The organism is Pseudomonas frederiksbergensis (assembly GCF_001874645.1).
GTDB lineage: Bacteria > Pseudomonadota > Gammaproteobacteria > Pseudomonadales > Pseudomonadaceae > Aquipseudomonas > Aquipseudomonas frederiksbergensis_B.
Genome location: NZ_CP017886.1, coordinates 5,107,069 through 5,131,298, shown reverse-complemented (window position 1 = coordinate 5,131,298; position 24,230 = coordinate 5,107,069). Strand labels below are relative to the sequence as shown.

Here is a 24,230-nt window from a genome sequence, read left to right as displayed (position 1 = left end):
AGCCCAGCATGCCTGCAACCGTACTGGTACTGGTTGAAACCATTAACGACTACCTGCCGATTCTTGAAAATCAAGGCTTCCACCTGATTCTCGCCCCTACTCCCGCCGAACGTGCCCAGGCCATCGCCAGTCACGGCGGGCAGATCGACGCCGTGCTGACGCGCGGCCCTTTGGGGCTGTACGCCGACGAAATCGCCGCGCTGGCGAACCTGAAAATCATCTGCGTGATCGGTGCCGGTTACGAGCAGGTCGACTTGCAAGCCGCCAGCGACCGGGGCATTACCGTCACCAATGGCGCTGGCGTAAACGCCTCGTCGGTGGCCGATCATGCGATGGCCTTGTTGCTGTCGTTGGTGCGTGACATCCCTCGGTGCGACGCGGCGGTGCGCCGCGGTGAATGGCCGAAGATCATGCGCCCTTCACTGGCCGGCAAGCACGTGGGCATTCTGGGCCTCGGCGCCGTCGGCATGGCCGTCGCCAAACGCGCCGCCAATGGCTTCGACATGACGGTGAGTTACCACAGCCGTCAGTTGCTCAGCGACGTCCCCTACGACTTTTGTTCGACGCCCACCGAGCTGGCCCGGGCCTCTGACTTTCTGATCGTTTGCACGCCTGGCGGCATCGGCACGCAACACCTGGTCAACAAACAGGTGCTGGATGCCTTGGGCCCGCACGGTTTTATCGTCAACATTGCTCGCGCCAGCGTGGTTGCCACCAACGATCTGATTACCGCGCTCGAGCAACGGCGGATCGCCGGTGCCGCGCTCGATGTATTCGATGCAGAGCCTCAGGTACCGGATGCGCTCAAGGCATTGAGCAACGTGATCCTCACGCCCCATGTGGCCGGCCTGTCACCGGAAGCGGCCCGGGGAACCGTTGAACTGGTCGGGCAGAACCTGATGGCGTTTTTCTCCGATCGTCCGGTATTGACGCCTGTAAAGTTGCCCAAGTCGCTCTGAGATAACATGACGGGGGTTAGAGAATCCCCAATAACGTCCAGAGTCGACGCGACTCCGCGTCAGCCGATATCAACTCGCCAAGCAGTTCGCTCAGCGGTTTATTGCCCCACCCATTGCAGTGGTCGCGGTGGCGCACACTTGCGGACAGCCCATTTCGAATCTCCTTCCTGGAAACGCTGCTCCTCTGAACCATAGTCCGCCCCGCCTGTTCTCACACATCAGGAACGCTGATTATCCAGCAACACGCTAACCTATAAGACCTTGCCGCGCTTGTGGCGACCCCGGCGCGCCATTAGATTAGTCAATGATGTCTGGCCTCCAAAATAAGCAGAAGGGATAAGCATGGCGCTTACTGACCAGTCCACCCGTATCCGCTCTGGCGAAGAACTCGATGCCAGCCTGATCGATCCGTACCTCAAGGCGCACATTCCGGGCCTGAGCGGGTTACCGCAGATCAGCCAGTTCCCCGGTGGCGCTTCAAACCTGACGTACCTGCTGGAATACCCCGGGCAGGAGTTCGTGCTGCGTCGGCCGCCGTTTGGCCACAAGGCCAAATCCGCCCACGACATGGGCCGTGAATATCGCATTCTCAATCAGCTCAAGGACGGTTTTCCGTATTGCCCGAAAGCCTATGTGCACTGCACCGACGAATCGGTGATCGGTGCCGAGTTCTATGTGATGGAACGGGTCAAGGGGATCATCCTGCGCGCCGAACTGCCACCGGAGCTGGGCCTCGACGCCGCTAAAACCGAAGCCTTGTGCAAAAGCTTCATCGATAAATTCGTCGAGCTGCACCGCGTCGATTACCAGGCCTGTGGCTTGGCCGACCTGGGTAAGCCGCAAGGTTATGTTGCACGGCAGATTCGTGGCTGGAGCGAGCGCTACGAAAAAGCCCTGACGCCCGATGCGCCGAGCTGGCAAGCGGTCAAAGACTGGCTCAACGACAAGATGCCAGCCGACCACCCAACGTCGAGTATCGTCCACAACGACTACCGCTTCGACAACGTGATCCTCGACCCGAACAACCCGATGCAGATCATCGGCGTACTGGATTGGGAGCTGACCACCCTCGGCGATCCGCTGATGGATCTGGGCAACACCCTCGCCTACTGGATCGAAGCCAGCGACCCGGCACCGGTGCAACTGATGCGCCGTCAACCGAGCCACGCCCCCGGCATGCTGACCCGTCGCGAATTTGTCGATTACTACGCCGAACGCTCGGGGATCAAGATCGACAACGTCGACTTCTACTACACCTACGGGCTGTTCCGCCTGGCCGGAATCGTGCAGCAGATCTACTACCGTTTCTTCCATGGCCAGACCCAGGACAAACGCTTCGCGCCGTTCATTCACATGAACAAACTGCTGGAGCAGATGAGCCTGCAGGTCATCCACAAATCCAGCCTCTGATTGCGCGCCTGGCGCTACGCCCATCACAAGGAAAAACCATGTCCAAGACTCAGTTGTTCGACCTCGACGGTAAAATCGCTTTTGTCTCCGGCGCCAGCCGTGGCATCGGTGAAGCCATCGCCAAACTGCTGGCCCAGCAAGGCGCCCATGTGATTGTGTCGAGCCGCAAACTCGACGGCTGCCAGCACGTGGCCGATGCGATCATCGCCGATGGCGGTAAAGCCACCGCCGTCGCCTGCCACATCGGTGAAATGGAACAGATCACCCAAGTCTTCGCCGGTATTCGCGAGCAATTCGGTCGCCTGGACATCCTGGTCAACAACGCCGCGACCAACCCGCAGTTCTGCAACGTGCTGGACACCGATCTCAGCGCCTTCCAGAAAACCGTCGACGTGAACATTCGCGGCTACTTCTTCATGTCGGTGGAAGCCGGCAAGCTGATGCGCGAGAACGGTGGCGGGAGCATCATCAACGTCGCGTCGATCAACGGCATTTCGCCGGGCATCTTCCAGGGTATCTACTCGGTGACCAAGGCGGCGGTGATCAACATGACCAAGGTGTTCGCCAAGGAATGTGCGCAGTTCGGGATTCGTTGTAATGCATTGTTGCCGGGTCTTACCGACACCAAGTTTGCTTCGGCGCTGGTGAAGAATGATGCGATTTTGAAGACCGCGTTGCAGCAGATCCCGCTCAAGCGTGTGGCGGACCCAAGCGAAATGGCCGGTGCGGTGCTTTATTTGGCGAGTGATGCGTCGAGCTACACGACCGGGGTTTCGTTGAATGTGGACGGTGGTTTCCTGTCCTGATTCAACGGACATGCGCCACAACTCGAACTGATCGCTCCCGCGCCAGGCGCAGGAGCGATCTTTAAAGCGCGAGCCGCTGCGCCAACGCCTTGGCCTGGCTCGCTACATCGGTCACCGCCGTGCTTTCCCACCACATGCCGCGCAGGGGTGGACCCATGGCAAACAACCGCTGAGCAACCTGCCCTTCGGCGTCAATCACCGCACCGCCCGCATCGGCCGCAATCCCCAACGCCAATGGTCCCGGTTTTATCAACCCGCGGGCCAGCAGTTGCTGCGGTAATGGCCGGGCGACCCGGCGCCAGTCATATTCGATGCCGCTGGAGTTGATCAGTGCGTCGCCACTCACCACCGTCACCGCAGACTCACCGCGACGACGAATGCGAATGCTCACCCGCCCCTCCGCCGAGGGCGCCAGACCTTTGAACGAAGCGGCGTGAATCCGCAAGCGCCCTTCCTGCTGCAAACGTGTCACCCGTTCGGCACTCAAAGGTGGCGATCGATGATGATGACTTTCCCACCATGGCCGCACATGACGCACAAACTGCCGGCGCTGCACGTCTGTCGCCTGGCGCCACAGCCGCCCGATATGCGCACGCACGGTATCCAGCGGCGCCTGCCAGTCGATACCGTCCGCCATCGCGGCACGGCAATGACGTCGCAGTTCATGCATCAGCTGACGCGGGGTGCGGATGTCGGGATCTTCGGCAAGGAAATCCGTCCACGCCGGTGGTTGCCGACGCACCTGCGGCAACAAGCCGTGACGGGAAAATACGTCGATCGGTCCACGATGCCCGGCCTGTTCCAGCGACACCACGGCATCGACCATGGTCAGGCCCGAGCCGATGATCAACACCGTCGATTGCGGATCAAGTTGCGTCATTTTCGCCACATCCCAAGGATCCACGGCTACAGCGTTCAAGCCACTGGATTCGGCTTGAGGGGTTCGCGCGGCCGGGAACAAGCCGGTCGCCAGCACCGCAAAAGCGCCGTGCAACCGCGAGCCATCACTCAATGTCAGCAACGTGGCGTGCTCATCGGTTTGCAGGTCGACCACTTCCCCCCGTACATGCTCGACGCTTGAGCCATAGCGCGCGCCGACGGCCTGGGCTTCGGCCAACCGTTGCTGTACATACAGGCCGAAAATGCCCCGAGGCGGGAACAACTCAGCGACCGTCACCGACTGCTGGTCCGACTCCGGCCAGCCGCCGTTCACAATAAATGCGCTCAGCCATTGGGTCAGGTCATCGCTGTTGTCCGGGTCGACACTCATCCGCGCGGCATTGCCGTTCAGCGTATGGCCCAATTCAACCGCGCTGTAGGCTTCGCCCCGGCCCAACTCGGCGCGGGGTTCGATCACCAGCACCTGACGCTTGCCGGGCAATCGCAACAACTGCGTGGCCAGTAACGTGCCGCTCAGGCCACCGCCAACGATCAGGATGTCAGCGTTACGGATGGCGCCTGTTGCCTGTCCGCCTGGAATTTCACTCATGCGGTTCTCACGAATCGGGAGGGGTTGTCTGAACTGTATCACTAGAGGGTTATCGGAACCGATGATCTGTTTCAGATCACCACATTTCGTACAAACCGCGTCGCCACCGCTCCATCGTTGCGATAGGCGTGGGGCCGGTTACTGGCGAAGCTGACAAACTCACCCGTCGAAAGATTGCGCTCCTCATCCCCCAGTACCAACGTCAGGCTGCCTTCAAAGACATACAGTTGTTCACTCCAGCCATCGGCATCGGGCTCCGAAAGGTATTGCTCGCCCGGTTCCAGCCGCCATTCCCAGAGCTCGACTTCACGGCTGGCGTTGGCTTTGGCCAGCAACACGGCTTTGCTGCCGGGAATCAAACCGGCCCACGCCAGTTCGTTGATGCGGCTCGGGTCACGCACCTCAGGGGCCTGAATCAGGTCGCTGAACGCCACGTCCAGCGCTTCGGCCACCCGGTCGAGCGTGGTCAGGCTGACGTTTTTCTCACCCGCTTCGATCGCCACCAGCATCCGTCGGCTGACCCCGGATTTTTCCGCCAACGCGGTCTGGCTCAGCTCTGCGGCATGGCGCAGGCGCCGGACGTTCTGGCTGACATGTTGAAGGACGGAGGCCCGTTGGCCGGAATCTTTGTGCACTATATTGCTCACTTAGTAGGCTTGCGCAGTATACTGCCCAACTTCGGGCGCATTGTGCGTCCCCCCTCAGGTAGTGCGCAAGGCCATGACGTCGGTGAATACCTCCAAACCCTCTGCCTTTTTCTCACGGTTCAGCAAGGCTGAATGCGTGCTGGTGCTGATCACCATGGTCTGGGGCGGGACGTTCCTGCTGGTGCAGCATGCAATGACGGTCAGCGGCCCGATGTTTTTTGTCGGCCTGCGCTTTGCCGCAGCGGCGAGCATCGTCGTGCTGTTCTCCTGGCGCAGCCTGCGAGACCTGACCCTGTTCGAACTCAAGGCCGGCGTGTTCATTGGAATGGCGATCATGCTTGGCTACGGCCTGCAAACCGTCGGCTTGCAGACCATCCTCAGCAGCCAGTCAGCGTTCATCACCGCGCTTTACGTGCCTTTCGTACCCTTGCTGCAATGGCTGGTGCTGGGACGTCGGCCGGGGTTGATGCCGAGTATTGGCATCATGTTGGCGTTTGCCGGGCTGATGCTGCTCTCCGGCCCGAACGGGGCGTCGCTGAATTTCAGCCCGGGGGAAATCGCTACGCTGATCAGCACCGTCGCCATCGCCGCCGAAATCATTCTGATCGGCACCTATGCTGGCCGTGTCGACGTGCGGCGGGTCACTGTGGTGCAACTGGCGACCACTTCGGTACTGGCATTTTTGATGATCGTGCCGACTCAGGAAGCGCTTCCCGGTTTTTCCTGGTTGCTGCTGGCCAGTGCCCTGGGCCTGGGCGCCGCCAGCGCGGCGATTCAGGTGGCGATGAACTGGGCGCAGAAAAGCGTTTCACCGACCCGCGCGACGCTGATCTACGCTGGCGAACCGGTCTGGGCCGGTATCGCCGGGCGTCTGGCGGGTGAACGGCTGCCGGCGCTGGCGCTGTTCGGCGCGGGGTTGATCGTCGCAGCGGTGATCGTCAGTGAGTTGAAGACCAAGGGTAAAGCCGCGGTTGAGAGCGAGGATGAGTTGGAGCGGGAAACCGAGGGTTAAGCCCTTAAGATCAAAAGATCGCAGCCTGCGGCAGCTCCTACGGCGGAATGTGTACACCCGTAGGAGCTGCCGCAGGCTGCGATCTTTTTGCGGACAACCCACATCTGATGGCAGCACATTGCCCTTCGAAACAATGTGAATCAGGCCTTTTCAGCCTATCTTGTAGGATCCTGCCACAGCTTGGCAGTTGGTGATCGGGGGCTCGGCACGTATGATCCTTCACAAACTTCCGCAGATTAGAAGCCTATGTCCCTGATAGTTCTACTACTTCTGCCTTTTATTGGCAGCTGTCTGGCGGCCTTGCTACCGCACAACGCGCGTAACGCTGAATCAATACTCGCAGGCCTGGTCGCCCTCATCGGCACCGTCCAGGTAGCGTTGCTGTATCCGCAGATCGCCCACGGTGGCGTGATTCGCGAAGAATTCTTCTGGCTACCGAGCCTGGGCTTGAATTTCGTCCTGCGCATGGATGGTTTCGCCTGGCTGTTCTCGATGCTGGTGCTGGGCATCGGCACGCTGGTGTCGCTGTACGCGCGGTATTACATGTCACCGGACGACCCGGTGCCGCGTTTCTTTGCGTTTTTCCTGGCCTTCATGGGCGCCATGCTCGGGCTGGTGATCTCCGGCAACCTGATTCAGATGGTGTTTTTCTGGGAGCTGACCAGCCTCTTCTCGTTCCTGTTGATCGGCTATTGGCACCACCGCGCCGATGCCCGCCGTGGCGCCTACATGGCACTGATGGTGACCGGTGCCGGTGGTTTATGTCTGCTGGCAGGGGTGATGCTGCTTGGCCATGTCGTGGGCAGCTATGACCTGGACAAGGTCCTGGCCGCCGGTGATCTGATTCGCGCCCATGCGCTGTACCCTATCCTGCTGCCGCTGATCCTGATCGGCGCCTTGAGCAAAAGCGCCCAGTTTCCCTTCCACTTCTGGCTTCCCCACGCCATGGCCGCACCGACACCGGTCTCGGCGTACCTGCACTCGGCGACCATGGTCAAGGCCGGAGTTTTCCTTTTGGCGCGGCTGTGGCCGTCGCTGTCCGGCAGCGAAGAATGGTTCTACATTGTCAGCGGGGCCGGCGCCTGTACATTGTTGCTCGGCGCTTACTGCGCAATGTTCCAGAACGACCTCAAGGGCCTGCTGGCCTACTCGACCATCAGCCATCTGGGCCTGATCACCCTGTTGCTGGGCCTGAACAGTCCGCTGGCCGCAGTCGCCGCGGTGTTCCACATCCTCAACCACGCCACTTTCAAGGCCTCGCTTTTCATGGCCGCCGGGATCATCGACCACGAAAGCGGAACCCGTGACATTCGCAAGCTCAGCGGCCTGATCAAACTGATCCCGTTCACCGCCACGCTGGCGATGGTCGCCAGCGCCTCGATGGCCGGCGTGCCACTGCTCAACGGTTTCCTTTCGAAAGAGATGTTCTTCGCCGAGACCGTGTTCATCAACGCCACGGCCTGGGTCGAGATGGCCCTGCCGATCGTCGCGACGATCGCCGGCACGTTCAGCGTCGCCTACTCCCTGCGTTTTACCGTGGACGTGTTCTTCGGCCCAACCGCCACCGACTTGCCACACACGCCCCATGAGCCACCGCGCTGGATGCGAGCGCCGGTGGAGCTGCTGGTGTTCACCTGCCTGGTGGTGGGGATCTTCCCGGCCCAGGTGGTCGGCCCATTGCTCGCCGCCGCTGCCCTGCCGGTCGTTGGCGGAACTTTGCCTGAATACAGCCTGGCGATCTGGCACGGTTGGAACGCGCCAATGATCATGAGCCTGATCGCCATGTCCGCGGGTATCGTTGTGTACCTGCTGCTGCGCAACCAGCTCAAACGTGGGCGTTTCAACTACCCGCCAATCATCGGTCGCCTCAACGGCAAGCACCTGTTCGAGCGCAGCCTGGTGGTGATGATGCGCCTGGCCCGCAGACTGGAGCGACGAGTCAGTACCAAGCGCCTGCAAACCCAACTGTTCCTGCTGGTGTTGGTAGCAGTGTTGGCGGGGTTGATTCCGATGCTCCACAGCGGACTGAGCTGGGGCGATCGGCCAAAGATCCCGGGCTCGATCGTCTTCGTTATTCTCTGGCTGCTGGCGATTGCCTGCGCGCTGGGTGCCGCCTGGCAAGCCAAGTATCACCGGCTCGCGGCCCTGACCATGGTCAGCGTCTGCGGCCTGATGACCTGTGTCACCTTCGTCTGGTTCTCGGCGCCGGACCTGGCGTTGACTCAATTGGTGGTCGAAGTAGTGACCACGGTGCTGATCCTGCTTGGCCTGCGCTGGCTGCCACGACGGATCGAAGAGGTCTCGCCGCTGCCCAGCAGCGTGCCCAAAGCACGGGTTCGCCGTCTGCGCGACTTGCTGCTGTCGAGCGCCGTCGGCATCGGTATGGCGTTGCTCGCCTACGCCATGCTGACCCGCCAGACACCAAACGACATCTCCTCGTTCTTCCTCAGTCGCGCGCTGCCCGAAGGTGGCGGCAGCAACGTGGTGAACGTGATGCTGGTGGATTTCCGCGGCTTCGACACCCTCGGTGAAATCACCGTGCTGGTGGCCGTGGCGCTGACGGTATTCGCCCTGCTGCGACGCTTCCGCCCACCGAAGGAAAGCATGCAACTGCCGGCACAACAGCGCCTGTTGGCGCCGGACGTGGTCACCGATCTGGTCAACCCGCGTCACGCCAGCGATACCGCGCTGGGCTTCATGATGGTGCCGGCGGTGCTGGTGCGGCTGTTGCTGCCGATTGCGCTGGTGGTGTCGTTCTACCTGTTCATGCGTGGCCACAATCAACCGGGCGGCGGTTTTGTCGCGGGTCTGGTGATGTCGGTGGCGTTCATCCTGCAATACATGGTCGCCGGCACCCAGTGGGTCGAGGCACAGATGAGCCTGCGACCGGTGCGCTGGATGGGCACCGGACTGCTGTTCGCCACACTCACCGGTCTCGGTGCGATGGTGGCCGGTTATCCGTTCCTGACCACCCACACCTGGCATTTCGGGCTGCCATTGCTCGGCGAGATTCATATCGCCAGTGCACTGTTCTTCGACATCGGTGTGTACGCCGTGGTGGTGGGTTCGACACTGCTGATCCTGACGGCCCTGGCGCACCAATCGGTGCGTGGCCACAAGCCGGGCAGCCAGCCAAAACCCATTGCCAAGCCAGGAGCTGCCTGATGGAAGAAGTCATCGCAATTGCCATTGGCGTACTGGCGGCCTCCGGGGTCTGGCTGGTGCTGCGCCCACGGACCTTTCAGGTGGTGATGGGCCTGTGCCTGCTGTCCTACGGGGTGAACCTGTTCATCTTCAGCATGGGCAGCCTGTTCATCGGCAAAGAGCCAATCATCAAGGATGGCGTGCCGCAAGACCTGCTGCATTACACTGACCCGCTGCCCCAGGCGCTGGTACTCACCGCCATTGTCATCAGCTTCGCCATGACCGCATTGTTCCTGGTGGTGCTGCTGGCGTCCCGGGGCCTGACCGGCACCGACCATGTCGATGGCCGGGAGCCTAAAGAATGAGCTGGATGCCCCATCTGATCGCTGCACCGATTCTGCTGCCGTTGCTGACGGCGGCGCTGATGCTGATGCTCGGCGAGAAACACCGCCCGCTCAAAGCCCGGATCAACCTGTTTTCCAGCCTGCTGGGCCTGGGCATTTCCGTACTGTTGCTGCAGTGGACCCAAGCGCAAGGCGTGCCCGGCTCTATCGGCGTGTACCTGCCGGGTAACTGGCAAGTACCGTTCGGTATCGTGCTGGTGGTCGATCGCCTGTCAGCGTTGATGCTGGTGCTGACCGGGATCATCGGCGTCAGCGCCCTGTTGTTCGCCATGGCCCGCTGGGACAGTGCCGGCGCAAGCTTCCATGCGCTGTTCCAGATTCAGCTGATGGGCCTCTACGGGGCCTTCCTGACCGCCGACCTGTTCAACCTCTTCGTGTTTTTTGAAGTGTTGCTGGCGGCGTCTTACGGCTTGATGCTGCACGGCTCGGGCCGCGCCCGGGTGTCATCGGGGCTGCATTACATTTCGATCAACCTGCTGGCCTCGTCGCTGTTCCTGATTGGCGCGGCGCTGATCTATGGCGTCACTGGCACCTTGAACATGGCTGACCTGGCGTTGAAGATCCCGCTGGTACCGGCAGCCGATCGCGGCTTGCTGCATGCCGGCGCGGCGATTCTGGCCGTGGCGTTCCTGGCCAAGGCCGGGATGTGGCCGCTGAACTTCTGGCTGGTCCCTGCCTACTCCTCGGCCAGCGCGCCGGTAGCGGCGATGTTCGCGATCATGACCAAGGTTGGCGTCTATACGTTGCTGCGCCTGTGGACGCTGCTGTTCTCCGGCCAGGCCGGCGCTTCTGCATACTTTGGCGGCGACTGGCTGACCTACGGCGGCATGGCGACGATTGTCTGCGCCACACTGGCGATCCTTGCCGCACAACGACTGGAGCGCATGGCCAGCCTGAGCATTCTGGTGTCGGCGGGCATCCTGCTGTCGGCCATCGGGTTTGCCCAGCCGAACCTGATCGGTGCGGCGCTGTTCTATCTGGTCAGCTCGACCCTGGCCCTGAGCGCGCTGTTCCTGCTGGCGGAACTGATCGAGCGATCGCGCACGGCCATCGAGATGCCGCTGGACGATGAAATCGAAGCGCTGCCACGACCACTGGAACCCTCGCCGCCGACCAAGGGCATCAACCTCGATGACGACCAGAAAGCCGTGGTCGGTCAGGTGATTCCCTGGACCATGGCGTTCCTTGGCTTGAGCTTCATTGCCTGCGCGCTGCTGATCATTGGCATGCCGCCGCTCTCCGGGTTTATCGGCAAACTCGGCTTGCTCAGCGCCCTCCTCAACCCATTGGGCCTCGGCGCCTCGGGCGAGCAGCCTATTTCAAGCGCGGCATGGAGCCTGCTGGCGCTGTTGATTCTGTCCGGCCTGGCCTCGTTGATCGCCTTCTCGCGCCAGGGTATCCAGCGCTTCTGGACGCCCGCAGAGCGCCCGTCACCGGTGCTGCGACGCCTGGAGTGCGTGCCGATCTTTGCCCTATTGGCCTTGAGCATAGTGCTGACCTTCAAGGCCGAACCGCTGATGCGCTACACCCAGGCGGCCGCCGACACGTTGAACAATCCGCAGCAATACGTGATGGCGGTACTCGGCACCCGCGCCGTACCCGGCCCCGAAGCCAAAGCCGCGATGCAGGAGGTGCAACCATGAAGCGTCTGTTCCCTGCCCCCTGGTTGTCGTTGGCGCTGTGGGTCCTGTGGCTGGTGCTGAACCTGTCCATCAGCGCCGGCAACCTGCTACTGGGCGCGATACTGGGCTTCTGCGCACCGTTGATGATGCGCAAACTGCGACCGCTGCCGATCCGTATTCGTCGTCCCGGGGTGATCCTGCGCCTGTTCTTCCAGGTCGGACGTGACGTGCTGGCGTCCAATCTTGCTGTCGCCTGGGGCGTGTTGAACGCCGGTCGACGGCCACCACACTCGAAGTTCATCAAAGTGCCGCTGGACCTGCGTGACGCCAACGGCCTCGCGGCGCTGTCGATGATCACCACGGTAATTCCCGGCACGGTCTGGTCGGAACTGGCGCTGGATCGCAGCATTCTGCTGTTGCATGTGTTCGATCTGGATGACGAAGCGCACTTCATCCAGCACTTCAAGGCGACTTATGAGCGCCCCTTGATGGAGATTTTCGAATGAGCGCCCTGCTCTCGAATGCGGTTCTGTTCAGCCTGTTCATGTTCTCGCTGGCGATGCTGCTGACGCTGATTCGCCTGTTCAAAGGCCCGTCGGCACAGGACCGGGTTCTGGCACTGGATTACCTCTACGTCATCGCCATGCTGATGATGCTGGTACTGGGGATCCGCTATGCCAGTGATACCTATTTCGAAGCAGCGCTGCTGATCGCGCTGTTCGGCTTCGTCGGCTCGTTTGCCCTGGCGAAATTCCTGCTGCGTGGCGAGGTGATCGAATGAATGAGCTTGGCCAATTGTCTCTGTGGGTCGAGATCCCGGTGGCGATTCTGCTGGTGGTCAGCAGCCTGTGTGCATTGATTGGCGCCATTGGTTTGCTGCGTTTGAAGGATTACTTCCGGCGCATGCACCCGCCGGCTCTGGCATCGACCTTGGGCGCCTGGTGCGTGGCACTGGCGTCGATCGTCTATTTCTCGGCGCTCAACGCCAGCCCGGTGCTGCACGCCTGGCTGATCCCGATATTGCTGTCGATCACCATGCCGGTGACCACCCTGCTGCTGGCGCGGGCGGCGTTGTTTCGTAAACGCATGGCCGGGGATGATGTGCCGGCCGAGGTCAGCAGTCGACGGACAGAAAGCGAGCGTTGAGCCGAAAAGATCGCAGCCTGCGGCAGCTCCTACGCTATCGCATGCTCTTGTAGGAGCTGCCGCAGGCTGCGATCCTGACGATTTTCACCCCCACGCCACAGTCAACAACCCTGCCCCCAGCACCACACACAGCGGTGAATAGGCCCAGGTGTCGAGGCGCGCGAACTTCGACCCGGCCTGTTCCTTGAAAAAGCCGACAAGGTTCGAATCACCGATCGCGCGGGCAAACATCAGCAAGGCAATGACACTGATCAGCCATTGCAGCGACCAGTGCCCGACTGCCGGCACAAACAGGCCGACCCGCAAGCTCACCATCAAGGCTATCAGCAGCAACCCGACAGCCACCGCCAGGGTTCCCGACGCAGAAGGTTTGAAGGCCGGCCGCAATCCTTCGTTCGCAGCGCCTTGCACCTGTGGCACCACGGCGTCACTGGCCCATCGACCGCCGAGCGCCCAGTACAGATGAATCAGGCTGATCAGCACAAACGCGGCGACGATCCATTGAGCAAGCACAAACGTCATGAGCGGGGTTCCTGGAATTGATGGCAGAAGAAACAGCCTAGACCAGAGTTTTTGTCAGTGCGTTGCTCCACGACAACGTTAAAGCCACGCCCCATGAAATTCGCCTGAGTTGACCGCTCATTGATCGACCGGGTGCGCTACAGGCTGGCAGACACCTTGTCTGCCACGTCTTTGGGCAGCCACGCCCGCCAGACCTCCGGATGCGCCTTCATGAAGGCTTCGGCCGCCTGGCGCGGCGCTGTGTGGTTCTCGCTGATTTCGGCCAGGGCCTTGTTCAGAGGCCCGATAGGCAGGTCGACCTTGCTGAAAAAATCGGTCACCTGCGGATACTGTTTCTGGAAAGGTGCGGACACCCCAATCGACAGTTTCGAGGGCAACGAGCGTGTTGGTTTCGGATTGGGATTATCGGCATCGGTCAGGGTCTTCCAGGCCTCGGCATCGAACGGAGGTTCTTCCAGCTGAATCAGCTTGAAGCGCCCAAGCAATGGCGTCGGCGACCAGTAATAAAACAGCACCGGCTTGCCACGGCGAATGGACGAGGTGATTTCTGCGTCCAGCGCCGCGCCGGAACCGCTGCGAAAATTCACATAACTGTCCGTCAGGCCATAGGCCGCGAGTTTCTGTTTGTTGACCACCTCCGAGGTCCAGCCGATCGGGCTATTGAGAAAGCGCCCTTTGCCAGGGCTTTCCGGATCGCTGAAGACATCCTTGTAACGCGGCAGGTCCGACACGCTGCGCAAGTCCGGCGCCAATGGCTTGATGCCTTTGGCCGGATCGCCCTTGATCACGTATTCCGGCACCCACCAGCCTTCGGTTGCGCCTTTGACCGTATCGCCGATACTTGCCACCTTGCCTTCAGCCTCGGCCTTGACCCAGACCGGGCTGCGACCGGCCCACTCTTCGCCAATGACCTGAATGTCATTGTTGGCCAAGGCAGTTTCCAGAGTGATGGTGGTGCCCGGCAAGGTATCCGTCGGCAGGCCGTAACCTTTCTCGACAATAATCCGCAAAATGTCGGTGATCAGACTGCCGCTTTCCCAGTTCAGGTCAGCGAAGTGGATCGGCGCCGGGGCGGCCGTCACGGTCACGGGCGACACCAACAGACCAACAGTGGCAAGCAGACTTCCCAACAGCAGTCGAAAACCTTTCATGCTTTGCACCTCGTGCTGTTCACAGCAATGGCAGGACGGCTTTGCGCACAAAGGCCGCACACCTGCGAATACTCAGTCAACTGACTGTAGTAGAGGTTTCTGCGTTCGAGGTCCAACGATCAATTTTCAGAAGCGTCCTGCAACTGCTGCAACTCCCTTCGCACCATGCTGGCGTACTCCGCCGGGCGCAAGGCGTAGATCTGTGACGCCACCCAGCTCAGCCAGGCGCCCTGCAAAACAGCTTTCCGAGCGAACAGGCGCTGGGCTTGTGCGCGAGCACTGTCGAGGTTCTGCTCATGGAAGTCGGCCCGGGACAGGCTCACTTACTCACTGGCCTTGAATGTTGTGAGCTCGCCTTTGCGCCACTTGGCAGCTTTACCGGTTACCGTTTTCAAGGTTTTGGTCAGGCCTTCCTGTAGCTGTTCGTGAGCGGCAAACACCGTCACTACGTTATGGCCTTCCTTGAACAGAATGGCGTGGCCTTCTGCTGTGGTCACGAACGCGTAATCACCGAGGCCGTAGACCGTCAGTTTGATCTCGCGAAACTTGATTTCGAATTTGCCACCTTCGCGGCTCGGCAATACCGCTGCGCGGAAATGATCGCCGACTTTGAGCTCCAGGCGAGGTTTGTCATCCACCACCAGAGCCGACTCAGTGTCGATCTCGGCAATGTAAATACCTTCAGGGGTCTGCTCGGTGATGTAAACGAAACGTGATTGAAACTGTTTGACCAGCTTTGCACGCAGATCACCCAGCACGAACAAAGCATGCATATCGAGATTACTTACTGCCAAGGAAACATCCCCACATCTGAAAATGATGCTACCCGCAGAAAAAACAGGCAGCAGAAAAACGGTCATATCGAAAATGTCGCAACAATGACCCAAGCTGAAATTGTGAAGTGCGCAGAAAGCGCCTTCATCGCAGGGTAGGAAAAGACTACTGGAATACCCATCCTGCCGTCTTCCCTGGCGGTCGTCAGATGCTGAAGGAAATCGTCCTTCTAACGGCCAGAGAATACTGGACTATCTACATTAGGGAGAAAACTCTTTAAAAAAAGCACTTTTCTGACATCTCGCCAGAAAAAATTGCTTTAGATAAGCATGAACCTCCAACCCCTGGAGACGATTCTAGAGCAGCCATGCGCCCCTAGACTACCTAAAGCGACGTGTATCCGTCGGCAAACCATAGAAAAGGAATTCATATGAGCACGCTGACCCTCCCCGCCCAGCACACAAACACCCTTACCTATAGCCCTCACCTGCGTTATCAGGTGGTTCTGGCGGGTAATCGTTTCTTTCATATCAAAGAAACCGCAACTGGTCGTGTAAGAGGTTTCCGTGGTGACCACAACGAAGCCTGCGCCCTCGCCAGAAATCTCGAAACCCGCCTCTGACACACCCGATTGCGTTTGCCTGCGCTGTCGTTTCGTCACACCGATGACTTAACTGCGCCGCCGGCAAGCAACAACTGCCATACTGCCCGACCATTAAAACTCAGCCCCTTCGGCGGGCTGCGTTGAAAACAACAGAATAATTTCCAAGGGAAGGCGCACGTGACGGAATTTGATATCGGCGAATTTTTTATTTGGGGCGAAGCCAGAGAAGTCGATGGCGAATTCCAGGCTGTCATTGTAATGCGCGCCAAGCCGCCGCTGACCACCGTGACGTACCACCAGGTCGAGAAAGACCGTTGGTTCAAAACCCCGGACGTCGCCGCAGCCGCTGCCATGGAATCTGCCAAGGCGCTAAAGCTTGCCGTTGATGAGGGCGCGCTGAAAGCGTGATCGACAGGTTGCGATTTCAGCAGACCCTGATGGCTGCCACAGCGAATACCGGTACGGTCACTGAGTTTACGTTTGGTGCGGTTCTGCAACGTGTCGACGTGTACGTCACCGGTCAGTGGCTGACTGAAGGTCGCATTGTGCGTCGGGACGTAGCCTTGGGTGGTACTTGAAGCAGATCAATAGAATCACGGGCACACAAATGCAAAGATCGCCGCCTGCGGCAGCTCCTACAGGCATATGCGATGCCGCGTAGGAGCTGCCGCAAGCGGCGATCTTTTAACGACAGCCGATGATCAATTGGCTGTCACACAGAATCAGGCCTGACGCTGGTGCTTGTCGATTTGCTCGTGACGTTCTTGAGCTTCGATGCAGTACTTGGTGGTCGGGCTGATCAGCAGACGTTTCAGGCCGATCGGCTCGCCGCTGTCGTCGCACCAGCCGAAGGTGTCGTCGCCGATACGCTCCAGCGCTCTTTCCAGCTGAGGCAGCATGCGCTGATCACGATCAATAGCGTTGACCAGCCAGGTGCGTTCTTCTTCGACCGAAGCCGCGTCAGCCGGGTCAGCCGGGGTATCCAGGCTTTCAATGGCGATGCGGTTCTGTTCGATGCGCTCGTGGGTTTCCACTTTCATGGCTTGCAACAGCTCGGTGAAAAAAGCCTGTTGCTCGGCATTCATGTAGTCATCCGCCGGCATGGCCAGCAACTTTTCCTTTGTCATTGATTTCTCTATAAAAAATACGTGCATTAAGGCGAATCAGGGAGCTTTCCGGTCGACCTGCAAGGCCTCGGAAAGGCGCCATACATTCCAAGCGCCACCTGGCACTCAATTTACGAGGGGCGGCAGTCTAAGGCCGACTTGCAACCTCAGCAACTGAAAAGACAGGGAATTTGTCCGGCAAAGCCCTTAAATTGCTCTATGCCAAGCGTTGAGGCGATTATCAGAGTGCGTTTATAGCAAGAAATTCAATCGAGCGGCTGTATATAGAAGACAAACGGCTAGGCCACGCTTGCCTGCGTGGCGTAATTCACCGTAAAAAAGTGCCTTTAGATGCCAGCGGTGCTGTTGGTCAATGAAGGCTCCTCGTTTGCATTCCGCTCGTTGAGTGCGACCTTGTGCCTGTGCCAGGCGCTGTTCATCGCCGTGGCCTATCGCCTGGAGCTGAAGATGGATGAGATTCACGAGCAGGTCGGGTTCGATGACTGACCCTCAGCGCCATGATGGGTATGGGTGTGGGCCTGCAATGACCCCGGCACCCCGGTGCGAACCAGCCCACCCTCTTCGATCCAGGCTTGAGTTGACTGATAAGCGCGTTGCAGCAGTTGATCGGTCTGGGTGAAATCGAACACCGAGATCCCCAGCGGACACAGCGGCGCGACCACATGGATCGCCGCTCGCGGTGAATACAGCTCAATGTCGCGCACCAGTTGACGCATGCTCATCAGGTTCAACGTGTGCAGCGCCAACGCCACCAACCCCGATGGCGGACTCGGGCAGGCACAACCAAATCCGGTCGGCACCACCACAACCCGCGTCGCTCCCAGGTACACCGCACTGGCAATCGGCGTGTTGCTGGCAACACCGCCGTCGATCAACAGCTTGTCGCCGATCTGCACACACGGAAACACCAATGGAATCGCCGCGCTGGCCAGCAACGCCTGCTCGGCACTGCCGCTGGACAGCAGCTCTTCGGCGCCGGTGAGCAAATTGGTGGTGACGATGTACAGCGGCAGCTCGGTGTCTTCGATCTGCTTGAAGGGCAACGCCCGCCGCACCAGATGCTCCAGCGCCGCAGACTGCAACAGAAAGCCTCTGCGCCGAAAAATCGCCGACAGGCTATCGAGCAGTGAAAACGGAAACACATCGGCCTTGCGCAATCCCCGCCAGAAGTCCGCCAGCTCGGCCACCCCTTGCGCGTTCGGCCGCGCGGCGAAGTAAGCACCATTGATGGCGCCAACCGAGGCGCCGATCACCAGGTCAAATGAAACACCTGCTTCGACCAGCGCCTGCAACATGCCCACCTGAACCGCGCCAAGGCTACCGCCACCGGCGAGGACAAGTGCAGTTTTTACCTCGGGCATGGCAGACCTCCAGAACCGCTCGGGTGCTTAGACACTCAAGCATAGCGGCTGAACCCCCGGCTGCACTCATCACTTCACGACCCGATACAAGCCCCCACGACACTCGACTAACGGTACTTGAGCGCGAACCTCCACCTTCCTACGATAGTTCTACGCAGCTGTTAAATGCTCCAACAGTTGCGTAAGTGGTGAGTGATCTGAACCCCTACCAAGCTCACCACTTGTTTCATGCGCATCTTGAGCCTCATGGGCTCTGCTTTCCTTCCCATCAAAGAGCTTTGAGGCTCTTTTTTGCCCGGAACAAACTCCAGAAACCATAAAGCCCAGCACGAGTCTGGGCTTTATGGTTTCTGATCGGTCCAGCGCGCAAGCCCCGCCAAACAGTGTTTGGCGGGGCGTCGTCTTACAGGGCCATATCAGTCGCTGGATTGCTTTCTTTCTGTGGTTTCGCTTGAGCTGGGGCCGCTGTTTGCGGAGCCACTGCCTTGTCAATCACAGGCGGCGGGTCAAGTTGCAGAACCTGACTGGTATATGCCCATTCCTGGGAAACACGCTCAGGACTGTCGTTCAGCTTGGTACCGTAACTCGGAACGATCTGGTGCAGCTTTTCCTGCCAGGCAGGGGTCGCAACCTTGTCCTTGAAGATCTTCTCAAGCACGCTCAGCATGATCGGAGCCGCGGTGGACGCGCCTGGCGATGCACCCAGCAAGCCTGCAATGCTGCCATCCTGGGAGCTGACGATCTCGGTGCCCAGTTTCAGTACGCCGCCCTTCTCTTCATCACGCTTGATGATCTGAACGCGCTGGCCGGCTTGCCACAGACGCCAGTCTTCCTTCTTGGCGTTCGGGAAGTATTCCTTCAGGGCATTCATGCGGTCTTCGTCCGACAGCATCAGCTGGCCGGCCAGGTATTCAACCAGTGGGTACTGCTCGATGCCCACCTTGGTCATTGGCCAGAAGTTGTGCGTGGTCGTGCTCGTCAGCAGATCGAAGTAGGAGCCTTCTTTCAGGAACTTCGTGGAGAAGGTCGCGAACGGGCCAAACAGAATGACACGCTTGCCATCCAGCACGCGGGTATCCAGGTGCGGAACCGACATCGGCGGTGCGCCAACCGACGCCTTGCCATAAGCCTTCGCCATATGCTGTTCAGCAATTGCCGGGTTATCGGTCACCAGGAACGAGCCGCCGACAGGGAAGCCTGCATACTCTTGTGCTTCAGGGATGCCCGACTTCTGCAGCAGATGCAGTGCACCACCGCCCGCGCCAATGAACACGAATTTGGCGTCGGTCTGGGTTTCCGAGCCGTCTTTCAGGTTCTTGTAGGAAACGCGCCAGCTGCCATCTTCATTGCGCTTGATGTCTTCCACTTCGCTCGAAAGCTTCAGGGAGAAGTTCGGCTTGGTTTGCAGATAGCCAGCGAATTGGCGGGTGATTTCGCCGAAGTTCACGTCCGTACCGATTGGGGACCAGGTCGCCGCAATCTTTTGATTCGGGTCGCGGCCTTCCATCATCAGCGGAACCCATTTCTTGATTTGTACCGGATCTTCCGAGTACTGCATGCCAGCGAACAGCGGGCTCGCTTGAAGTGCTTCGTAGCGCTTCTTCAAGAACTGAATGTTGTCATCGCCCCACACAAAACTCATGTGTGGAGTGGAGTTGATGAACGAATGGGGATTCTTCAAGACACCATTCTTGACCTGCCAGGCCCAGAATTGACGCGAGATCTGGAAGGCTTCATTGATTTCAATGGCCTTGGGGATCTCGACCTTGCCGTTCTTGTCCTCTGGCGTGTAGTTCAGCTCCGCCAGGGCAGAGTGACCGGTGCCGGCATTGTTCCAGCCGTTCGAGCTTTCCTGGGCAACGCCATCGAGACGTTCAACCATCTCCATGGACATGCCAGGCTCGAGTTCATTGAGCCAGACGCCCAAGGTCGAACTCATGATGCCCCCGCCGATGAGGAGTACATCGACTTTCTTTGTCTCAGCTGCGTGCAAGGGCATGAGGACCATCGACATGGCTAAGCCGAGTAGTCCCGTGTTCATTTTTTTTAACATTCAGTAATACCTAGGATAGAACGCCATCCACCCACCCTTCTTGATCATGAGGTATCCGAGTTCACCGCATGCAATGCCGCATGCCGTCGAACCCTGCACTCAGAAAGACTGATGGGCGAACATATAAGACCGATAGCCACTATCGGTCTCACGTTTAGGCCCCTCCCGCGCTGACTTCTTATTAGTCATTGGCTTCAGCTACTTGGGTGACACTAATTCTGTTTGTAAATTATCGGACGCAAGAATGAACAGACGCGCATCCATACCGCGACATTCTACCTCAGGTCTGCCAAATCGACGAAGACGCAATATTTTCTCATTCTTCGACCGGTACTGCACAAAGGGCTTCACGTAGCACCTGCTCCAGAATGACAAAAAAACTTCTGATGTGGGCCTGTTTCAATGCTTGAGGCCGAGTCACCAGATAGACTTCCATATCCGGCAGTTGGATATCTGGAAACACGGCTATCAGGTCCTTTGCCAGTATACGCGGCAGCACTGCAACGCCCATCCCTCGCCTGGCGGCTTCGATCTGTGCCGCGAACGAATTCACTCTGATCTGCGCATGCTCCAGACCCGCAGCCCTTGACGCGCGCATTTGCGGCAACATGTCCAGCGGAGGGAGCAAGGCAATATTGACTGCGGTGGCCGGAGACACTACTGGAAACCGCTTCAGATAGGCGGCATCGGCGAAGACACCGTAAGCGAGCGTGCCCATTGATCGATAAATCAGCGACGGCTCGCCCAAATGTGCTGTGCGAATAGCGATATCCGCCACGCCGCGGACGATCTTGTGAAAGTCGGCGGTGACCAGCAACTCTACCGAGCAACGCGGATGAGTCGACGTAAAACGATGTGAAGCCTCAAGCACGCAAGACGAAAATCCTTCCCCGACGCTGACCAGGACACTGCCGCAAAGCTCTGTTTGTAGTCGGGACGCACCGACGACGGTTTGACGCCTCAAGCCCTCCTCCGCGGCCAGGGCAACTTCAACAAGGGATTGGCCCCGCGATGTCAGCCAGCATCCTTCAACGCCCCGCTCGACAAGTGGCTCGCCGAGCGAGCCCTCAAGCTGAGTGATCCGTCGGGACACCGTAGACGCAGCGATACCCAGCAATTGGCCAGCCTGAAGAAAGCTGCCACGTCGCGAAACTGCCAACAGCAGACGGAGATCATCCCAATTTGCTTCTGAATTCATGGTGCAGGCCCGCCGCTTTGCAAATATGCAAAACCATTATGCAGTAGTCGCTATTTTTCGAAAGTGACGGTAACGGTATATCTAGCAGTCTTCGTAAATAAAGGGATGACACATGCACAGCACATTCGTTACGGGTGCAACCGGCCTGTTGGGTAACAACCTCGTGCGTGAACTGGTCGCTGCCGGCTACGAGGTCAAAGCCCTGGTCCGTTCCAGAGCCAAAGGTGAACAACAGTTCAAAAACCTGCCGGGCGTGAGACTGGTCGTTGGCGACTTGGCCGATGTCGATGCCTTCGCAGCGTCGCTGCAAGGCTGCGATACGGTATTTCACACGGCGGCGTTCTTTCGCGACAACTACAAGGGCGGCAGTCACTGGGAGGCACTCGAAAGGATCAACGTGGAGGGCACGCGACGCCTGCTTGAGCACGCTTACGACGCCGGTGTCCGACGTTTCATCCATACGTCTTCGATTGCCGTGCTCGACGGCGCTCCCGGCACATCAATCGATGAGACGTGCCTGCGAAACGAAGCCAATGCGGATGACTACTATCGCAGCAAGATCCTCGCTGACCGTGTCGTGTTGTCGTTCCTCAAAGACCATCCCGACCTGCATGCCTGCATGGTGCTGCCTGGCTGGATGTGGGGCCCTGCCGATATCGGCCCGACGTCCTCGGGACAGTTACTCAACGATGTCGTGCGCAATAAGCTGCCCGGCCTGGTTCCCGGTAGTTTCTCTGTCGTCGATGCCCGCGATGTGGCATTGGCGCAGATAGCCGCAGCAAAGCACGGGCGACGTGGCGAACGCTACCTGGCAGCGGGCCGGCATATGACGATGGGTGAGTTGGTGCCCTTGCTGGGCAGGATCGCGGGCGTCAAGACGCCGCTACGGCAATTGCCGCTGACGCTGCTGTACGCCTTGGCTTTCGCGCAAGAGATCTACGCGCGCCTGACCGGCAAGCCGATTCTGCTGAGCATGGCGACAGTGCGCTTGATGGTGAAGGAAGCCGGGCGCACGCATTTCAACCCGCACAAGAGCGAACAAGAATTGGGGCTGCGGTTTCGCCCCGTCGAGCAGACCCTGGCCGATACGCTGGCCTGGTACCGCGATCATGGCTGGCTGCAAAAGTGCTAGTAGCACACGAGCGTAATTGCGGATTACGCAGATTCACCTTGCACTTCAGCGGCGGCGACACTCAGGCGATTTCTACCCTGTGACTTCGCCAGGTAAAGCGCACGGTCTGCCTGATCGATCAAGGCCTTTTCATCATGCTTGCTATCGTAGGCGGTAAAAGTCACCAGTCCCAGGCTGGCAGTCACGGTACCGAAAGGACTCGACAGGTGTTCAAGTTGCGCGTGCGCAATGCCGAGGATAATCGCCTCGGCAACCGAGCGGGCTCCCGATTCGTCTGTATTGGGCATCACGACGGCGATTTCTTCACCGCCGTAGCGGGCGGTCATGTCACCTGGACGGCGCACGCACTGCTTGATCGACTGACTGATTATCCGCAGGCATTCATCTCCGGCGAGATGCCCATAGTGATCGTTGTACCGCTTGAAAAAATCCACATCGATCAGGATCAGTGACAGAGGGCGGCGAAGCCGCTTGGCACGTTTGAACTCGCTATCCAGAGACTGATCGAAATGCCGGCGGTTGGCGAGACCGGTCAGCTTGTCCTCGCGGGCAAGAATCTCCAGCGTATGGTTAAGCTCGATCAGCGTGGTCTGGGTGGTTCGCAGTGCTGTCTCAGCCCGAATACGATGACTGATGTGGGCAATCAATCTGCGCCCCAGCGCAACCAACAGTCCCAGCAACACTATCACCACGGCGACAGATTGCTTTGCCTGGCTCCACCACGCTTGCATGGCCTCGTCCTGGCCCACCGCTACCGTCGTTACGAGGGGATATTGATTACTTCTGGTGAACGCGTAGATTCGGTGTATGCCATCGACTTTTGAAGCAAAGTCCACGGTGCCTGACGACATCTTGCGCAGGTACTCGGAAAATATGGGGGCCGGAGACAGATCACGGCCGATGTCCTGCTCCTGGAATGGGTACCTCACCAGCAGACGTCCTTCGGATGAGGTCAGGCTAATCGCACCGAACTGCCCCACTTGAATGGTTCGATACAGTTTGAGGAAGTGTTCGAGACTCAAGGTGGCGGCTATCACCCCGGCAAAACTTCCGTCCGGATGATCGATACGCCGACTGACCGAAATCACCCAAGCGCCAGTCGCACGACTGAGAATCGCCGGACCGATGAAGACCCCGCGGTCTGGATTGTCGCGGTGATGCTTGAAGAAATCTCGATCAGCGTTGTTGCTGTGGAGTGCAGTAGGCTTGTTGGTCGAGAATATCCAGTCCCCCCGGGCGTCATACAGCACCACGCTGTTCAATTGCGCCAGCGCATCCATCTCCTGAGCGACCAGTACTCCCAGTCGTTCGAGCTGCTCCGGGCCGATCCCGTCTTTCTCGATCCTGTCTGTCAGCCCCAGCAGTACCACTTCACTTTGTTTGAAGGCACCCTCGGTGTAAGTGTTGAGTGCATTGGCCAGATTCAGTGTGCCGGTTTCGATATCACTCAAGGTGTTCTGTCGGTTTGTCCAAATCTGCCAGGCAGTCAGCAGCACCACGGATACACACACCAGGGAGGTCAGCAAAGTGGCAAGTCGAAGATCGCGTTTCAAGTGAGTACCAAGGCTGTTGAGTGCACATTCATCAAAGGCCCGCGCAGTATAAACGCCTTCGAACGGTACTAATGACCGGAATGAAAGCTATTGGCCAGCTTTCTTCCGGTTTGAAC

Annotated in this window: 24 protein-coding genes and 4 pseudogenes; 15 read left to right on the top strand and 13 right to left on the bottom strand. The window is 59.1% G+C overall.

The window, feature by feature from the left end:
• The first annotated feature begins 8 nt into the window (after window positions 1-8).
• Entirely contained in the window at window positions 9-959 is a 951-nt protein-coding gene (locus BLL42_RS24730) for a 2-hydroxyacid dehydrogenase (protein WP_071555046.1), read from the top strand.
• Window positions 960-975: 16 nt separating this feature from the next.
• Here BLL42_RS24730 and BLL42_RS30585 read toward each other — a convergent pair.
• Window positions 976-1,068 (bottom strand): annotated as a pseudogene (locus BLL42_RS30585) (hypothetical protein); the annotation flags it as partial.
• A gap of 233 nt (window positions 1,069-1,301) precedes the next feature.
• Between BLL42_RS30585 and BLL42_RS24725 the strand changes: the two are divergent.
• Window positions 1,302-2,369: a phosphotransferase family protein gene (locus BLL42_RS24725; RefSeq protein WP_071555044.1), complete on the top strand. Its 1,068-nt coding sequence runs from the start codon at window positions 1,302-1,304 to the stop codon at window positions 2,367-2,369.
• Between the two features lie 38 nt (window positions 2,370-2,407).
• The gene (locus BLL42_RS24720) at window positions 2,408-3,175 is read left to right on the top strand and encodes an SDR family oxidoreductase (protein WP_071555042.1); all 768 of its coding nucleotides are present in this window, start codon (window positions 2,408-2,410) and stop codon (window positions 3,173-3,175) included.
• A 61-nt stretch (window positions 3,176-3,236) separates the two neighbouring features.
• Here BLL42_RS24720 and BLL42_RS24715 read toward each other — a convergent pair whose 3' ends face one another.
• Window positions 3,237-4,664 (bottom strand): FAD/NAD(P)-binding protein, encoded by a 1,428-nt coding sequence (locus BLL42_RS24715; protein ID WP_071555040.1) that lies wholly within the window; start codon window positions 4,662-4,664, stop codon window positions 3,237-3,239.
• 71 nt (window positions 4,665-4,735) lie between these two features.
• Window positions 4,736-5,299 carry a helix-turn-helix domain-containing protein gene (locus tag BLL42_RS24710; RefSeq protein ID WP_071555038.1) on the bottom strand — a complete coding sequence of 188 codons (564 nt, stop codon included), beginning with the start codon at window positions 5,297-5,299 and terminating at the stop codon, window positions 4,736-4,738.
• Between BLL42_RS24710 and BLL42_RS24705 the strand changes: the two are divergent.
• The 7 genes and pseudogenes from BLL42_RS24705 (at window position 5,294) to BLL42_RS24675 (ending at window position 12,639) form a co-directional block, all read left to right on the top strand.
• Window positions 5,294-6,323 (top strand): annotated as a pseudogene (locus tag BLL42_RS24705) (DMT family transporter). The gene BLL42_RS24710 and the pseudogene BLL42_RS24705 overlap by 6 nt on opposite strands.
• 246 nt (window positions 6,324-6,569) lie before the next feature.
• Window positions 6,570-9,488 carry a monovalent cation/H+ antiporter subunit A gene (locus BLL42_RS24700; protein ID WP_071555036.1) on the top strand — a complete coding sequence of 973 codons (2,919 nt, stop codon included), beginning with the start codon at window positions 6,570-6,572 and terminating at the stop codon, window positions 9,486-9,488.
• Window positions 9,488-9,832: a Na+/H+ antiporter subunit C gene (locus tag BLL42_RS24695; RefSeq protein WP_003202835.1), complete on the top strand. Its 345-nt coding sequence runs from the start codon at window positions 9,488-9,490 to the stop codon at window positions 9,830-9,832. Before BLL42_RS24700 ends, BLL42_RS24695 begins: the two co-directional genes overlap by 1 nt.
• The gene (locus BLL42_RS24690; RefSeq protein WP_071555034.1) at window positions 9,829-11,514 is read left to right on the top strand and encodes a monovalent cation/H+ antiporter subunit D; all 1,686 of its coding nucleotides are present in this window, start codon (window positions 9,829-9,831) and stop codon (window positions 11,512-11,514) included. The genes BLL42_RS24695 and BLL42_RS24690 overlap by 4 nt, the downstream gene beginning before the upstream one ends.
• A complete protein-coding gene (locus tag BLL42_RS24685) occupies window positions 11,511-11,999 on the top strand; it encodes a Na+/H+ antiporter subunit E (protein WP_071555032.1) in 489 nt (162 codons plus the stop codon). Before BLL42_RS24690 ends, BLL42_RS24685 begins: the two co-directional genes overlap by 4 nt.
• Entirely contained in the window at window positions 11,996-12,274 is a 279-nt protein-coding gene (locus BLL42_RS24680; protein ID WP_071555030.1) for a K+/H+ antiporter subunit F, read from the top strand. Before BLL42_RS24685 ends, BLL42_RS24680 begins: the two co-directional genes overlap by 4 nt.
• On the top strand, window positions 12,271-12,639 hold the full coding sequence (locus tag BLL42_RS24675; RefSeq protein ID WP_071555029.1) for a Na+/H+ antiporter subunit G: 369 nt from the start codon (window positions 12,271-12,273) through the stop codon (window positions 12,637-12,639). The genes BLL42_RS24680 and BLL42_RS24675 overlap by 4 nt, the downstream gene beginning before the upstream one ends.
• Window positions 12,640-12,723: 84 nt before the next feature.
• On the opposite strand, the gene BLL42_RS24670 is transcribed toward BLL42_RS24675, so the two are convergent.
• From BLL42_RS24670 to BLL42_RS24655, 4 genes are all read right to left on the bottom strand, one after another.
• Window positions 12,724-13,161 carry a DUF3995 domain-containing protein gene (locus BLL42_RS24670; RefSeq protein ID WP_071555028.1) on the bottom strand — a complete coding sequence of 146 codons (438 nt, stop codon included), beginning with the start codon at window positions 13,159-13,161 and terminating at the stop codon, window positions 12,724-12,726.
• 137 nt (window positions 13,162-13,298) lie between these two features.
• Window positions 13,299-14,312 (bottom strand): ABC transporter substrate-binding protein, encoded by a 1,014-nt coding sequence (locus BLL42_RS24665; protein WP_071555025.1) that lies wholly within the window; start codon window positions 14,310-14,312, stop codon window positions 13,299-13,301.
• Between the two features lie 119 nt (window positions 14,313-14,431).
• On the bottom strand, window positions 14,432-14,635 hold the full coding sequence (locus BLL42_RS24660) for a hypothetical protein (RefSeq protein WP_129586977.1): 204 nt from the start codon (window positions 14,633-14,635) through the stop codon (window positions 14,432-14,434).
• Window positions 14,636-15,106 carry a hypothetical protein gene (locus BLL42_RS24655; RefSeq protein WP_408004010.1) on the bottom strand — a complete coding sequence of 157 codons (471 nt, stop codon included), beginning with the start codon at window positions 15,104-15,106 and terminating at the stop codon, window positions 14,636-14,638.
• On the opposite strand from BLL42_RS24655, the gene BLL42_RS30085 reads away from it, so the two are divergent.
• From BLL42_RS30085 to BLL42_RS24645, 3 genes are all read left to right on the top strand, one after another.
• A complete protein-coding gene (locus tag BLL42_RS30085) occupies window positions 15,080-15,244 on the top strand; it encodes a hypothetical protein (protein WP_161492356.1) in 165 nt (54 codons plus the stop codon). The genes BLL42_RS24655 and BLL42_RS30085 overlap by 27 nt on opposite strands.
• Before the next feature lie 272 nt (window positions 15,245-15,516).
• The gene (locus BLL42_RS24650) at window positions 15,517-15,708 is read left to right on the top strand and encodes a hypothetical protein (RefSeq protein WP_071555021.1); all 192 of its coding nucleotides are present in this window, start codon (window positions 15,517-15,519) and stop codon (window positions 15,706-15,708) included.
• 159 nt (window positions 15,709-15,867) lie between these two features.
• Entirely contained in the window at window positions 15,868-16,098 is a 231-nt protein-coding gene (locus BLL42_RS24645; RefSeq protein ID WP_071555019.1) for a hypothetical protein, read from the top strand.
• Window positions 16,099-16,124: 26 nt separating this feature from the next.
• Here BLL42_RS24645 and BLL42_RS31165 read toward each other — a convergent pair.
• Window positions 16,125-16,262: pseudogene (locus BLL42_RS31165) on the bottom strand (hypothetical protein); the annotation flags it as partial.
• A gap of 150 nt (window positions 16,263-16,412) precedes the next feature.
• On the bottom strand, window positions 16,413-16,817 hold the full coding sequence (locus tag BLL42_RS24640) for a TraR/DksA family transcriptional regulator (protein WP_019691009.1): 405 nt from the start codon (window positions 16,815-16,817) through the stop codon (window positions 16,413-16,415).
• Window positions 16,818-17,153: 336 nt separating this feature from the next.
• On the opposite strand from BLL42_RS24640, the pseudogene BLL42_RS29830 reads away from it, so the two are divergent.
• Window positions 17,154-17,303 (top strand): annotated as a pseudogene (locus tag BLL42_RS29830) (MurR/RpiR family transcriptional regulator); the annotation flags it as partial.
• Here the strand turns inward: BLL42_RS29830 and BLL42_RS24635 are convergent.
• The 3 genes from BLL42_RS24635 to BLL42_RS24625 form a co-directional block, all read right to left on the bottom strand.
• The gene (locus tag BLL42_RS24635; protein WP_071555016.1) at window positions 17,276-18,178 is read right to left on the bottom strand and encodes a patatin-like phospholipase family protein; all 903 of its coding nucleotides are present in this window, start codon (window positions 18,176-18,178) and stop codon (window positions 17,276-17,278) included. The pseudogene BLL42_RS29830 and the gene BLL42_RS24635 overlap by 28 nt on opposite strands.
• Before the next feature lie 403 nt (window positions 18,179-18,581).
• Window positions 18,582-20,231, bottom strand: coding sequence for a malate dehydrogenase (quinone) (mqo, locus tag BLL42_RS24630; RefSeq protein ID WP_071555014.1), 1,650 nt, complete (start codon window positions 20,229-20,231; stop codon window positions 18,582-18,584).
• A 316-nt stretch (window positions 20,232-20,547) separates the two neighbouring features.
• Window positions 20,548-21,429 (bottom strand): LysR family transcriptional regulator, encoded by an 882-nt coding sequence (locus BLL42_RS24625; protein ID WP_071555013.1) that lies wholly within the window; start codon window positions 21,427-21,429, stop codon window positions 20,548-20,550.
• 112 nt (window positions 21,430-21,541) lie between these two features.
• Between BLL42_RS24625 and BLL42_RS24620 the strand changes: the two genes are divergently transcribed.
• Window positions 21,542-22,561 carry an SDR family oxidoreductase gene (locus BLL42_RS24620; RefSeq protein WP_071555011.1) on the top strand — a complete coding sequence of 340 codons (1,020 nt, stop codon included), beginning with the start codon at window positions 21,542-21,544 and terminating at the stop codon, window positions 22,559-22,561.
• A gap of 23 nt (window positions 22,562-22,584) precedes the next feature.
• On the opposite strand, the gene BLL42_RS24615 is transcribed toward BLL42_RS24620, so the two are convergent.
• A complete protein-coding gene (locus BLL42_RS24615) occupies window positions 22,585-24,114 on the bottom strand; it encodes a sensor domain-containing diguanylate cyclase (RefSeq protein ID WP_236721931.1) in 1,530 nt (509 codons plus the stop codon).
• Window positions 24,115-24,230 lie beyond the last annotated feature (116 nt).